This window comes from Caballeronia sp. KNU42 (assembly GCF_053760385.1).
This window is the reverse complement of the sequence record NZ_CM132390.1, coordinates 65,607-78,853: the sequence shown is the minus strand read 5'-3', so window position 1 is coordinate 78,853 and position 13,247 is coordinate 65,607. Positions and strand designations below refer to the sequence as shown.

14 protein-coding genes are annotated in these 13,247 nt (G+C 60.6%); all 14 read left to right on the top strand.

The window, feature by feature from the left end; all coding sequences use genetic code 11:
- Nucleotides 1-85 precede the first annotated feature (85 nt).
- Nucleotides 86-1,498, top strand: coding sequence for an MFS transporter (locus tag ACSOSP_RS31810; RefSeq protein WP_455315394.1), 1,413 nt, complete (start codon nucleotides 86-88; stop codon nucleotides 1,496-1,498).
- A gap of 48 nt (nucleotides 1,499-1,546) precedes the next feature.
- On the top strand, nucleotides 1,547-2,344 hold the full coding sequence (locus tag ACSOSP_RS31805; RefSeq protein WP_455314640.1) for an N-acyl homoserine lactonase family protein: 798 nt from the start codon (nucleotides 1,547-1,549) through the stop codon (nucleotides 2,342-2,344).
- Between the two features lie 41 nt (nucleotides 2,345-2,385).
- Nucleotides 2,386-2,712 carry an NIPSNAP family protein gene (locus ACSOSP_RS31800; RefSeq protein WP_455314639.1) on the top strand — a complete coding sequence of 109 codons (327 nt, stop codon included), beginning with the start codon at nucleotides 2,386-2,388 and terminating at the stop codon, nucleotides 2,710-2,712.
- Nucleotides 2,713-2,841: 129 nt separating this feature from the next.
- Nucleotides 2,842-3,726, top strand: coding sequence for an NAD(P)-dependent oxidoreductase (locus tag ACSOSP_RS31795; protein ID WP_455314638.1), 885 nt, complete (start codon nucleotides 2,842-2,844; stop codon nucleotides 3,724-3,726).
- Nucleotides 3,727-3,749: 23 nt separating this feature from the next.
- The gene (locus ACSOSP_RS31790) at nucleotides 3,750-5,180 is read left to right on the top strand and encodes an aldehyde dehydrogenase family protein (RefSeq protein ID WP_455315393.1); all 1,431 of its coding nucleotides are present in this window, start codon (nucleotides 3,750-3,752) and stop codon (nucleotides 5,178-5,180) included.
- Nucleotides 5,181-5,218: 38 nt separating this feature from the next.
- A complete protein-coding gene (locus tag ACSOSP_RS31785) occupies nucleotides 5,219-5,617 on the top strand; it encodes a carboxymuconolactone decarboxylase family protein (RefSeq protein WP_455314637.1) in 399 nt (132 codons plus the stop codon).
- Between the two features lie 58 nt (nucleotides 5,618-5,675).
- Entirely contained in the window at nucleotides 5,676-7,019 is a 1,344-nt protein-coding gene (locus ACSOSP_RS31780) for an MFS transporter (RefSeq protein WP_455314636.1), read from the top strand.
- 16 nt (nucleotides 7,020-7,035) lie between these two features.
- Nucleotides 7,036-7,953 (top strand): NAD(P)-dependent oxidoreductase, encoded by a 918-nt coding sequence (locus ACSOSP_RS31775; RefSeq protein WP_455314635.1) that lies wholly within the window; start codon nucleotides 7,036-7,038, stop codon nucleotides 7,951-7,953.
- The gene (locus ACSOSP_RS31770) at nucleotides 7,953-8,342 is read left to right on the top strand and encodes a cupin domain-containing protein (RefSeq protein ID WP_455314634.1); all 390 of its coding nucleotides are present in this window, start codon (nucleotides 7,953-7,955) and stop codon (nucleotides 8,340-8,342) included. The genes ACSOSP_RS31775 and ACSOSP_RS31770 overlap by 1 nt, the downstream gene beginning before the upstream one ends.
- Before the next feature lie 4 nt (nucleotides 8,343-8,346).
- Entirely contained in the window at nucleotides 8,347-9,120 is a 774-nt protein-coding gene (locus tag ACSOSP_RS31765; RefSeq protein WP_455314633.1) for a carboxymuconolactone decarboxylase family protein, read from the top strand.
- 97 nt (nucleotides 9,121-9,217) lie between these two features.
- The gene (locus ACSOSP_RS31760) at nucleotides 9,218-9,892 is read left to right on the top strand and encodes a GntR family transcriptional regulator (RefSeq protein ID WP_455314632.1); all 675 of its coding nucleotides are present in this window, start codon (nucleotides 9,218-9,220) and stop codon (nucleotides 9,890-9,892) included.
- Nucleotides 9,893-9,976: 84 nt separating this feature from the next.
- The gene (locus tag ACSOSP_RS31755) at nucleotides 9,977-10,756 is read left to right on the top strand and encodes an SDR family oxidoreductase (RefSeq protein WP_455314631.1); all 780 of its coding nucleotides are present in this window, start codon (nucleotides 9,977-9,979) and stop codon (nucleotides 10,754-10,756) included.
- A gap of 34 nt (nucleotides 10,757-10,790) precedes the next feature.
- Complete coding sequence (locus ACSOSP_RS31750; RefSeq protein ID WP_455314630.1) at nucleotides 10,791-12,134, top strand: MmgE/PrpD family protein; 1,344 nt, start codon at nucleotides 10,791-10,793, stop codon at nucleotides 12,132-12,134.
- 56 nt (nucleotides 12,135-12,190) lie between these two features.
- The gene (locus tag ACSOSP_RS31745; protein ID WP_455314629.1) at nucleotides 12,191-13,090 is read left to right on the top strand and encodes an NAD(P)-dependent oxidoreductase; all 900 of its coding nucleotides are present in this window, start codon (nucleotides 12,191-12,193) and stop codon (nucleotides 13,088-13,090) included.
- Nucleotides 13,091-13,247 lie beyond the last annotated feature (157 nt).

Below are 13,247 nucleotides of genomic sequence, written 5' to 3'. Positions count from 1 at the left end.
GATTGTATGACAGACATATAATGAGTTAAAAACCCGTATCCAGAAACCGGGCTGCTCAGCAGGAAAACTCAGGAGACAAATGTCGATGCTAGCTGAAGCAAGTATTGGGTATCGTCTCGACCGGTTGCCGCTTTCGCGCTTTCACTGGCGGCTGCTCGGCCTCGTCGCCGCTGGCATGTTCTTCGATTCGTTCGACATCTACATTGCCGGCTCGGTGCTCGCCGCAATGATCCATAGCGGCGAATCGACCCTGCAGCTCAACGCGGGATTCGTCTCCGCGACCTTCATCGGCATGATGGCCGGGGCGTGGTTGTCGGGCCTGCTGGGCGACCGTTTCGGGCGGCGCTTCTCCTACCAGTTCAACCTCGGCGTGTACGGATTTGCATCGATAGCCGCCGCTCTGTCGCCGAATATCTACTGGCTGATCTTTTTCAGGCTGGTGATGGGCCTCGGCATGGGCGCGGAGATCGTGGTGGGCTACGGCACACTCAGCGAATTCATACCGGCGACATGGCGAGGACGCTTCGGCACGATCCTGAACCTGATCATTAACACGTCGCTGTTCTTCTCCACGTTCATCGGCTGGCTCATCATTCCCCACTACGGCTGGCGGTGGATGTTTGCCATTGCAGGCGTAGGCGCACTGATCGTCTGGTTCCTGCGCAAGTCGATGATGGAGTCGCCGCGCTGGCTTGCATCGCGTGGGCGCACGACGGAAGCCGAGGAGATCGTGACGCGGATCGAGACGGCTTGCGGAGTAAGTGCGGGCTCATCAGACTATCCGCGCGTGCCCGTGGACCTTCTTTCACGTGACACCGCACCCGAGACGCCCGCGCGGCTGGCCGACCTCTTTTCGCGTCGGCTGATCAAACGCACGATCACCGGCATCACCGTGCTGATCGGACTGTTCACGGTCAACTACGCATTCGTCAGCTGGATCCCGACCTTCCTGGTGAAACAGGGACATAGTGTCTCCAACTCGCTGGGCCTGACCACGTTGATGTTCGCGGGCGGTCCGGTGGGCTCGCTGATCGCCTTCGGCCTTGCCGAGCGACTAGGCCGGAAATGGGGCATTGTTGCGTTTTCATTAGTCGGGATCGCATTTGCCGTCGCGTACCCGTTCGCGCAATCGCAGGTCATGATCACGGCATGCGGCTTTGCAATAACTGCGTGCATCTATGTGCTGTCGTCATTCAGCGTGGCGAGCTATGTGCCCGAACTCTTTCCCACGGAACTCCGCTTGCGCGGTTCGGGCCTGTGCAACACGGTCGGCCGTGGCTTCAACATCCTGGTTCCCTATCTCGTCGCCATGGCGTTCGCATCGTTCGGCATAGTCGGCGTGGTGTCGATGATTGCCGGCACCTTGCTGCTGCAAGCGTTGATCGTGGCGGCCATTGGACCGGAAACGAAGAATCGTTCACTCGAAGAGATTGCCGGGGCAGCGACAGTTGAAACCCCACCCGATGCGGACACCAGTCCGGCCACCGCACTCAAGTAGCTTCCATTACAAAGCAACCCGAAATGTGCCTCGCAAGGAATTCCCGCCATGCCAACGCCTGAAAACTATCGCATCTTTGCAGTGAAATACGCGCACCACGCGCGCCGTTCAACCGAGAACTTCATTGGCGGCGACTCGCACGACGTCCCCATGCCACTCGATTATTTCGTGTGGGCGGTCGTGGGCGAGTCCCGCGCATTCATTGTGGATACGGGGTTCGACACCAGCATGGCGCAGCAGCGCGGACGCACTATTACCAACCCGGTTGAAGATGGCCTGAAGCAAATCGGCATCCGGCCGGAGTCGGTGGACGATGTCATCCTCACGCACATGCACTACGACCACGCCGGCAACCGCGCGCTCTTTCCGAAGGCGCGGTACCACGTGCAGGACAAGGAGATGGCTTATTGCACGGGGCGCTGCATGTGTCATCACGCACTGAGTCATCCGTTCGAACCGGAAGACGTCAAGGCGATGGTCGGCCGGGTGTTCGAGGGCCGCGTGGAGTTTCACGATGGAGATTCGCAGCTCACACCCGGCTTGAGCGTGCACTGGGTCGGCGGCCATTCGAATGGCCTGCAGGTCGTGCGCGTTCATACGGAGCGCGGCTGGGTCGTGCTCGCTTCCGACGCTTCTCATTTCTACGCAAACATACGGGAGAACCGCCCGTACCCGGTTGTCTACAACGTCGGCGACATGCTGGAGGGCTTCAACACGGTCAGGCACCTGGCGGACTCGCCCGATCATGTCGTGCCGGGTCACGACCCCGAAGTGCTCAAGGTCTATGCACCGCATGACCGTGAAACCGAAGGCTGGATCGCGCGTCTCGATGTAGCGCCGCGTTGAGCGTCCCGTACTTTGATTCTTAACCAACGGAGAGCAGCACCATGATTGTAGAGATGCGCGTTTATCATTGCCTGCCGGGCCGTCTGCCCGCCCTTCAGGAGCGGTTCAGCACCACGACGCTGGGCTTTTTCGAAAAATACGGCATCCAACAGATCGGTTTTTGGACCACGTTGATCGGCCCCAGCAATCATGCGCTGACCTACCTGTTGAAGTGGCAAAGCCTCGCCGAACGCGAGACCAAATGGAACGCGTTCCAGGCTGATGAGGAATGGATTGCCAAGCGCGCGGCGAGCGAGGCCGAGAAGATGATCGTCGCGCGGATCGAGAACGTCTTTCTCTCGCCGACGGCTTTCTCCGCGTTGAAGTAATGCAGCAAGGGAAAACCCGGATAAATTGACGATCGACTGATTGTCATACAATCGTATAAACTTATCACATAGACGCGGCGAGAGAATTGCCGCCTGTCAATTTTGAGCTGTATCACGAAGGCGACACAGATGACGCGACCGCAACGAATAGGCTTCATCGGGCTGGGAATGATGGGCACGCCCATGGTGCAGTGCCTGGCGAAAGCCGGCTTTGAACTTTATCTCGCGGATGCCGATATGTCTCGCGCGGATGCCCTGGCGAAGGAAGTTGGCGCGGTAGGGCTGGATGCCGCGAACGCGGCGTCACTCGATGCACTGATCACCATGCTGCCAAATTCCGCAATCGTGGAGAGCGTGCTGCTCGATGGCGATGCAAAGGCGTGGGCGCGTCTCCTGCCGAGGGGCGCTGTCGTAATCGACATGAGTTCATCGGAGCCGGAGCGCTCGCGCAAGCTGGGCGCGACGCTCGCGAAGATGGGGCTCGACTATCTCGATGCGCCCGTTTCCGGCGGTGTGAAAAAAGCGAAGGAGGGCACACTCGCCATCCTCGCCGGTGGCGACGCGTCTGTGCTGGACACCTGCAGGCCCGTGCTCGAGGCCATGGGCAAGAGTGTGCTGCATATCGGCACGGCCGGGTCGGGACATGCGGCGAAGGCGTTGAACAATTATGTCTCGGCAGCAGGACTGATGGCGACGGTGGAGGCGCTGCATATCGCGGAGCGTTTCGGTATCGATCCGGCCGCCATGACCGATGTTTTGAATGCATCGACGGGACGCAGCAATACCTCGGAAAACAAGGTGAAACAGTTCATGCTGTCGGGCTCCTATGCATCCGGTTTTGCATTGCAGCTGATGAACAAGGACCTGAAGATTGCACGCGCATTGTCCGAAGCAGTGGGTTATCCGATGAAGCTCGGCATGACATGCACGTCGGTCTGGGACGAGGTCTCGCAACGCTCGACGCCGGCTACGGATCACACCGAGATGTACCGGCTTCTTGCGAGCGACGAATAAACCCGCAAACAGAAAGGATGAACATGTCTCGCGCGGCACAGTTTTATATCGATGGACAATGGACCGACCCGGTCGCGCCGGTCTGGTTCGACCTGATAGATCCGGCAACTGAAGTCAGGATTGATCGGCTGGCGTTGGGCAATGCGGCCGATGTCGATCGCGCAGTAACCGCGGCCCGCCGGGCATTCGTCACTTACTCGGCAACGTCGGTGCGAGAGCGCATCGACTTGCTTCGCCGCATCGTTCAAATCTACGAGCGTCGATACGATGAATTTGCCGAAGCGATGCGTCTGGAAATGGGCGCGCCAATCTCTTTTGCACGCAAGGGGCAGGCAGCCCGCGGTCCGGCGCACTTGAATGCGTTGATCGGCGTGCTCGAGAATTTCGAGTTCGAAGAACAGCGTGGCACCACGCGCGTGCGTCTGGAACCCATAGGTGTTTGCGGACTCATCACGCCCTGGAACTGGCCGATCAATCAGATCGTAGTCAAGATCGCACCTGCGCTGGCGGCGGGTTGCACGATGGTCCTCAAGCCGAGCGAATATTCGGCACTGAGCGCGCTGCTGTTCGCCGAAGTCGCGCATGAAGCGGGGGTTCCGCCGGGCGTGCTGAACGTGGTGAATGGCGACGGACCGGGCGTGGGCGCCGCGATCGCATCGCATCCGGATATCGACATGGTGTCGTTCACCGGTTCGACACGCGCAGGCATCCTGGTCGCCAAGATGGCGGCGGAAACGGTCAAGCGCGTGGCGCAGGAACTCGGCGGCAAGTCCGCGAACATCCTGCTCGACGACGTGAACCTGGACGATGCCGTCACGCGCGGCGTGGCTGCGTGCTTCACCAATTCCGGACAGTCCTGTTCCATCCCCACGCGCATGCTCGTGCCGCGTCACATGATGAACGACGCAGCGCAGATTGCGAAGGCGGCGGCGTCGACCTACAGCGTGGGCGCAACGGACAGCGAGACCACGCAGCTTGGACCGCTTGTCAATCGCAATCAGTTCGAGCGTGTGCAGCGCCTGATCCAGAAGGGAATCGACGAAGGCGCGCGGCTCGTTTCCGGGGGAACGGGGCGGCCGGACGGGTTATCGAAGGGCTATTACGTCAAGCCGACGATCTTCGCGGACGTCGCGCCCGACATGACCATTGCGCGCGAAGAGATCTTCGGGCCGGTGCTCTCCGTCATGGGATATGACAGCGAAGACGAAGCCATCAGGATCGCTAACGGAACGGAATACGGCCTGGCGGCGTACGTACAGTCTGGCGATATCGAGCGCGCCCGAAAAATCGGCCGTCAGCTCCGCGCAGGCGGCGTCCACCTCAACTATCCCGCGGCGGATTTCAACGCGCCATTCGGCGGCTACAAGCACTCGGGAAATGGCCGCGAATGGGGCGAAGCGGGGCTGCGCGAATACCTCGAAATCAAGGCAATGGTCGGCTACGGTCACGCCTGACGCCTACTGAAAATCACGCAACGACAGGGACATACGCTATGGCAGATAACAACGCGCTGTTTGACAAGGGCTTCGAGAACCGCAAGGAAGTGCTGGGGGCATCGCATGTGGAAAAGTCCTGGGCGAACGCGGACGACTTCAATCGGCCGATGCAGAAGCTCGTCACCGAATATGCATGGGGCGAGATCTGGGGCGATCCGACCTTGACGTTCAAGACGCGGAGCATGCTGAACATTGGCATGCTGACCGCGATGAGCCAGCATCACGAACTGTCCGTGCACGTCAAAGGCGCGCTCAAGAACGGCGTTACGAAGGAGGAGATCCGCGCGGTGCTGATGCAGGCCGCCGTGTACTGCGGCGCGCCTCTCGCGCTCGCGGCCTTCCGGGTCGCGACCGACGCAATCAAGGCCTACGAAGCGGACACCGCCCGCGGCTGAAATCCAACGTTGAACAAGCATCCGCGAGCGATGCAATACAACATCAATGGAGACGAGCATGGAAGCAGTCACGACACACGGCGCCGCAAGGGCGGCGACAGGGCAGTCGGTCGATGAGAAACGCCGCAATGCGATCAAGGGGGCGTTCTTCTCCGAATTCATCGACATGTTCGATATTTACCTGCCGGTGGTCGTGCTCGCTCCGGTGCTGTTCTTCTTCCAGCCGCCGCATCTCGCGCCCGGCATGGAGGCGATCCTCGCTTCCCTTGTTTTCATCACCACCTTGCTGGGCCGTCCGATCGGCGCGCTGCTGTTCGGTATGGTCGCGGACCGGGTGGGGCGCCGGCGGGCGTCGATTCTCTCGGTCTCCGGATTCGGCGTCGTCACGCTGTTGATCGCGTTGCTGCCTGGTTACGAAACGCTGGGTATCGGTTCCTACTGGCTGCTCGTGATCCTGCGGTTTATCGACGGCATATTTCTCGGCGGCGGCTACACGGGCGCGATGCCGCTTGCGATCGAATATTCGAAGAAGGAGCAGCGCGGCTTCGTCGGTGGTCTGATCATTGCGGGTTTCCCGGCCGCCTACGTGACGATCAACCTGGTTGCGATGCTGATGTTCGCCGTGTTTCCGCTCAACGGGCTGCATTCGCCGTATGTGCAGTGGGGCTGGCGCATTCCGTTCGTCATTGGCGCGGTGCTGGCCGCCATTCTCGCGATGTATTACGTTCATAAGGTATCCGAATCGGAGATCTGGGAAAGCGAGACTGGCGAAAAGAAACCGGAGAAACTGCCGCTGTCCGATCTGCTGCGCGGCAAGAGCGGACGCAACCTGCTGCAGGTCCTGCTGATGATGTCGGGTTTCTGGCTCACGCAGAACATCATCACGATCTTCATGCCGACGGGCTTGCTTGTGCGTACGCTGCACCTGACCGGTTTCCAGATGTCGCTCACCTTGCTGCTGTCTTATTTCGTGCTGTTCTTCAGCTATATCGGCTCCGGCATGCTCGGACAGAAAATCGGCCGCCGGACGTTCTTCGTGGTGGTGGGTCCATTGATCGCAACGGTCGGCGCCGTCATTCTCTACGTGCTGTCCAATGTGGATGGCCTGTCGTTGCCGGTCATCATGCTGCTGGTCATGCTGCTCTCGGTGCTGGTCACTTCGCCGTGGGGCGTGATCGTGACTTACATCAACGAACGCTTCGTGACCGATGTTCGCGCCACGGGATTTGGCGTGGGCTTCAGCCTGTCGGTGATCATCCCGTCGTTTTATGCGTTCTATATGAACTGGCTGGGCGCGTTCATGCCGTTGCGGCTTACGCCCGTGGTGCTGCTATGCATCGGCGGCGTGATTGGCACGGTCGGCGCGCTGATGGGACCGGAAACGAAGCACGTCGATTTTTGAACCTGGGTAGAGACTCATGAATACGCAACGCATTGGCTTCATCGGTTTGGGCAACATGGGCGGCCGCATGACGCGCCGCCTGGTGGGAGCGGGCATTGAAGTACTGGGCTACGATGCCTCGCCCGAACGCGCGCTCGCCGCTGGCGCACGGGCGGCGACATCGATCGCGGAGGTGATCCGGTTTGCGGATGTCGTGCTGCTGTCGCTGCCGGACAGCAAGGTGGTTGAAGCGGTGGTCGAGGGCACGGATGGCATCCTTGCTTCTTGCCGTGAAGGACAGACTGTGATCGACCTGAGCACAGCCGCCGCGAGTTCCACCATCCGGCTCAATGCGCTATTCAAGGAGCGTGGCGTGCAGTACATAGATGCCGGCATTTCCGGTGGCGCCGCAGCAGCGGAAAAGGGCACGCTCACGCTGATGGTCGGCGGGGACGCCGCCGCTATCGAAGCAATCCAGTGGGTCTTCAAACCGATCGCCACGAAGGTGATCACCATGGGCGAGAGCGGCGCGGGTCATACGACCAAGCTGCTCAACAATTTCCTGAACGCAGTGAGCCTGTCGGCGACCGCCGAGGTGATGGTCGCAGGCAAGAAGGCCGGGCTCGATCTCCATCGTTTGCTCGACGTGCTCAACAGCAGCAGCGGGGTGAACTTCGCCACGCAGAACCGCTTTCCGAAGATTGTCGATGGCGACTACCTGGAGGGCGGCCTGACAGCGAAGCTGATGACGAAGGACGTCGTGCTGTATATCGACCGCGTGCGCGAGTTGGGTGTGTCATCGCTGAATTCATCGGGGCCGCTCGCGAGTTTCGGACTGGCAACGGCGCTGGGATACGGCGACATGATCAGTAACCGCGTGGTGGATGCGATCGGTGACGTGTCGGGCGGCGTACGTCTCAAGGATTCCACGAATTCTTCAACGGGAGAACAGTAATGAAAGTGTTTCGCGGCAGGGCCGAAGGGGCGGTATCGGAGCAACGTTCGGCTACGTTCAGCGGTGTCGTGTGGGCAGACTCGATCATGCCGACGACCGACAAGGTCACCATCGCGAACGTATTCTTTTCACCGGGCGCGCGTACTTTCTGGCACACCCACGAGCAGGGGCAGATTCTGCAGGTGACATCGGGCAGCGGTTTCGTGTGTGTGGATGGCGGCGAGCCGCAGGCAATCCGCACCGGCGACGTGGTATGGATTCCCGCCAATGAGCGGCACTGGCACGGCGCAGGACGCAACAGCTACATGGTCCATACCGCCACGTCGCTCGGCAAGACGATGTGGGAAGAAGAGGTCGCCGAAGCGGTTTATCAGAACTCGGTGGGCTGAAGTCATGACGGCTCCCCTGACGCAGCGGCAGCAACAGGCGAAGGACGCGTTCAAGCATGTGCACGGCACATGGAGCGATAGCTGGGAGAGCCTGTTACGCCTCGATGCCAGCTTCTTCGAGGCTTACGTGGCGTTCTCGGCAGTGCCCTCGAAGAAGAATCATCTCGACGACAAAGTAAAGGCGTTCGTCGCCATCACAGCCTGCACGGCCGCGACTCATCTATACGCGCCGGGCGTGGCGCAGCACATTGACGCTGCGCTTCGCGCGGGCGCCACGCGTGCGGAACTGGTCGAAGTGATCCAGCTCGCGAGCACCGTGGGCATTCATGCTGCGAACGTTGGCGTGCCCGTGCTGATCGAAGTGCTCGAAGAAGGGGGCAAACGCCATGGGCCGGCGCCACTCGATGCCCGCCGTGCCGCGTTAAAGGAAAGCTTTATCGAGAATCGCGGCTATTGGCATTCGTCGTGGGAGGGTTTCCTCGAACTCGATCCCGATCTGTTTGAAACCTACGTGGCATTTTCTTCCGTACCTTGGCGCGAAGGCGTACTGGAGCCCAAGGTCAAGGAGTTCATGTACTGCGCGTTCGATGCTGCGGCAACCCACCTCTACGTGCCGGGCCTGAAACTGCACATGCGCAATGCGCTTCGGTATGGCGCAACGGCTGAGGAGATCATGGAAGTGCTGGAAATTGTAAGCACCATCGGCATACACGGCGCCGTAGTCGCCGCACCGATCCTCGAAGCTGCGCTCGATGAGTTCGAACGCAACAACGTGTAGATATTGTTCGGCGGTGCATAGGCCTGCGCAATGGCGGTTTCAGCCGGAACTTCGAGTATCATGGGTCACTGATAAATCGTCCGACGGGAATACAATCATGGCATCCGAAATGGATTTGATACGACCGGAAACTTTACGGCATCAGGTCGAGACTGTCCTTCGCCAGGCCATCATGTCCGGGCGTTTTGCACCGGGCGCACGCCTGGTGGAACGTGAGTTGTGCGAGTCACTGGGTGTGAGCCGCACATCGATTCGGGAAGCCTTGCGCCGTCTCGAAGCGGAGAAGCTGGTCTGCAGCGTGCCGCACAAGGGACCTATGGTCGCGGTCATGTCGAAGAGCGAAGCGTCGGAGCTGTACGCCATACGCGGTCTGCTCGAGGGGTTTGCAGCCGGGGAGTTTGCGCGGATAGCGAGCGACGCCGCCATCACGCAGTTTGGCGAAGCCGCGAAGGTGTTGAAGGCGAAGGCCATGACGGGCGACCAGGCCGGCGTGCTGGCCGCGAAGACGAATCTGTATGACGTGTTGCTCGATAACTGCGGGAACGGGTTGGTGAAAGAGATCCTGACCAGTCTTTATTCGCGGGTGAACCTGCTGCGCGCAACCTCGCTGATGCACCCGGACCGGTTGCCGTCGAGTCTCAAGGAAATCGACAAGCTGTTCAAAGCGCTGAAGGCGCGAGATGCGCAGGCAGCGGAAGCTGCCGCCCGCTTGCATGTGGCGAATGCGGAGAAGGCGGCCATGCGGATGCTGGACGAAACCGCGAGCGAATAAGAGTTTGCCCGGGCGTTCACCGCCCGGGTTTTGTCGCTGTAAGCCTTGGGCTGGCAGCCTATCATTTCATTAGGATTACTTTTCATGAAAGGAAGGTCTGCGCTGGTTACCGGATCATCGGATGGGCTTGGATTTGCGATGGCTGAAGGCCTCGCTCGTTCGGGCTGCAACGTCGTGCTGCATGGACTCGAATCGCCGGAAAGCGTGCGAGATTCCCTGGCCCGGATCGAGCAGGAATACGCGGTCAAGGCTGCCTATGTTCAGGCGGACCTGACGGACCCCGGTGCCGTCTCCACATTGGTGAGCAAGGCGCGCGAACGCATGGGTGGCATCGATATCCTGATCAACAACGCGGTCGTGCGGCACTTTGCATCTATCGAGGATTTCCCCGCCGACCGATGGAACCAGGCGCTGGCAGTGAACCTGACTGCCGCGTTTCAGGTTATTCAGCTGGTCCTGCCCGATATGCGCACGCGTGGATGGGGTCGCATTTTCAACATGACTTCGGTGTATGGGTCACGCGCCACGCCGAACCGCGTGGACTATGTGACGACCAAGACCGCGCTGCTCGGACTGACGCGCGCCGTTGCAGTCGAGACGGTTGGTCATGGCATTACGTGCAACGCGCTTTGCCCGGGGACGGTGAAGACGCCGAATATCGAAGGCCGGATTGAGCAGTTGATGGAGGAGAAAAGCCTCGGTCACAGTGACGCCGTCAGGCAGTTCCTCACCGGCAAGCAACCCACCGGCGAATTCGTCAGCGCGGCGCATGTCGCGGATCTTGTCGTCTTCCTGTGCTCGGATGCGGGCAGCCAGATAACAGGCGCCATGATGCCGATGGAAGGCGGCTGGCTCGCCGGCTGAGTGCATTGATGCGATACGAAGGGAGGGGACATTCATGAAAGACATCACGCGTACGCTGGCCACGTTCGTGGCGCAGACACAGTGGGAAGACATCCCGCCAAAGGTGCGTCACGAGGCAAAGCGAGCGTTGGTGAATTACTTCGCCGTGGCGCTGGCGGGTTGCTCGGATCCGGGTATCAGTAAAGCCGTGAGCGTGTACTGCCGCTTCAGTTCGGGGCGCGACGCAGGGCTCGTCGGACGCGACGAGAAGACCGACATCCTGAATGCGGCCGCGCTGAACGCAATGAGTGCGAACGTCTTCGATTTTGACGATACCCACGTGCCCACCATCATTCACCCTACCGCCCCGGTGGCCGCGCCGTTGTTCGCGCTTGCGCAGCAGTCGCCGTTGAGCGGCCGGCAGTGGCTGCTGGCGTTTGTACTCGGCGTGGAAGTCGAGTGCCGGTTGGGCAATGCCGTGTCGCCCGGGCATTATCAGCGAGGCTGGCATATCACCTCTACCTGCGGCGTGTTCGGCGCGGCGGCGGCTATTGCGAAAGCCCTGAATCTGGACGCTGCGCAAATCGCCTGGGCCTTCGGCAATGGGTCGGCGCAATCGTCGGGACTGGTTGAAACATTGGGCAGCATGTCGAAGAGCATCGGCGTGGGCAATGCGGCCCGTAACGGGCTGCTCTCCGCGTTGCTGGCGCAAGAAGGGTTCGCCGGACCCGAGCGGCCCATTGAAGGCGAGCGCGGCTTCCTGCGCGTGATGAGCGAGGCCGCCGACGCCGATGTTGACGCAGCATTCGCTACGCTTGGCCGCGAATGGGCGCTGTTATCGAATGCGTATAAACCTTACCCGTGCGGCGTCGTGCTCAATCCGGTCATTGAGGCGTGCCTGGGGCTATCGGCGACTCCGGGTTTTTGTTTCGCCGATGTCGAGCGTGTCACGCTCAGAGGCCACCCGCTGCTGCGCGCACGAACGGACCGGCCGAATATCACGCTTGGCCGCGAGGCGCAGGTCAGCGCGCAACACAGCGTCGCGGTCGCGCTTGCCAGAGGCCGCGCAGGCCTCGCTGAATTCACCGATGAAACCGTGGCCGATCCGCTGTTGCGAGCCTTCGCGAGCCGGCTTGAGTTCGTCGATGACGCCGCGTATTCCGTCGAAGCTGCTCAGGTGACGCTCACATTGCGCTCGGGCGAGACGATGTCGCGCCGTATCGACGCAGCGCGCGGCAGCCTGCAAGCACCGCTCGCGGACACCGACCTGGAAAACAAGCTCAGGGAGCTCGCCAAATACGGCGGATCAGGTTGCAAACCCGCCCCGCTCATCGACGCGCTATGGGCGCTGGAAAGCGCGCCTGATTCGTCCTTGCCCATGCATCTCGCCTGCTTGTAACGCTTTAAGTGCACGCGTGCGACGAGCACACCATTCATCACTGTCGAGGAAGCATCATGTCGGAAGGTACCAAGTTGGGCTTTGTGGGTGTCGGTGTCATGGGGCGTCCCATGGCACGCCGTTTGATTGAGCACGGTCATTCCCTGGTGATCTACGATCGCAACGAACACGCTCTGGCGGAGCTATCGGCCATTGGCGCGCAGGTGGCGAGCAGTGCGCGGGAAGTCGCCGATAGCGCGCAAGTCGTGTTCACCAGTCTTCCCACGCCTGCCATCTTCAAGGAAGTTGCATTGGGTGCGGAAGGTTTGATAGACGGCAGGGCGATCAGGATCCTGGTGGACCTGTCCACTGTCGGCTCGCGCACGGAACAGGAAGTGGCTGCGGGACTACTTGGAAAAGGCATCGAAACCGTTGACGCTCCCATCAGCGGAGGCGCGGCCGGCGCGCAAAAAGGCACGCTCGCCGTGATGGCTGCGGGCAAGCCGGAAGCCATTGCTCAGGTACGCGAACTATTCGATATCTTCGGGAAGGTGTTCATCGTAGGGGAAAAGGCAGGTCAGGCGCAATTGCTCAAGCTGCTGAATAACATGCTTTCGTCGACGGCGTTTGCGATCACCTCCGAAGCTTTCGTAGCCGGAGTGAAGGGCGGGCTGGACCCGGAAGTGATGATGTCGGTGTTTAACGCGGGCAGCGGCAAGAACGGCGCGACGCTCGATAAATTCCCGAAGCAGGTGTTGTCGCGCTCGTTCGATTTCGGTTTTCCGATCGGCAGCGTTTGCAAGGACATCGGACTCGCGGTGGAGGAGTGCCAAGCGCTTGGCGTGCCAATGTGGGTGGGCAACACCGCCCGTCAGGTTTGGAACTACGCGGCGATGCAGGACGGTAAGGCTCGCGACATGACTGAACTCGTCAAGTATGTTGAGAGCTGGTCCGATGGCAAGGGTATCGCCGGCTAACGACAGTTGCACGCGAACGATGGCACGCGGAAGGCGCCGCAAACTCCTGGCGTGCATCGGAAGGGCCGTCTGACCCTTCGCGGCACCGGGTTGTTCCTCGGCCAGGGATGGCGGAGAAGCGGGATATGCCGGCCAACGGGCCGTCCGGGGTTAAAGG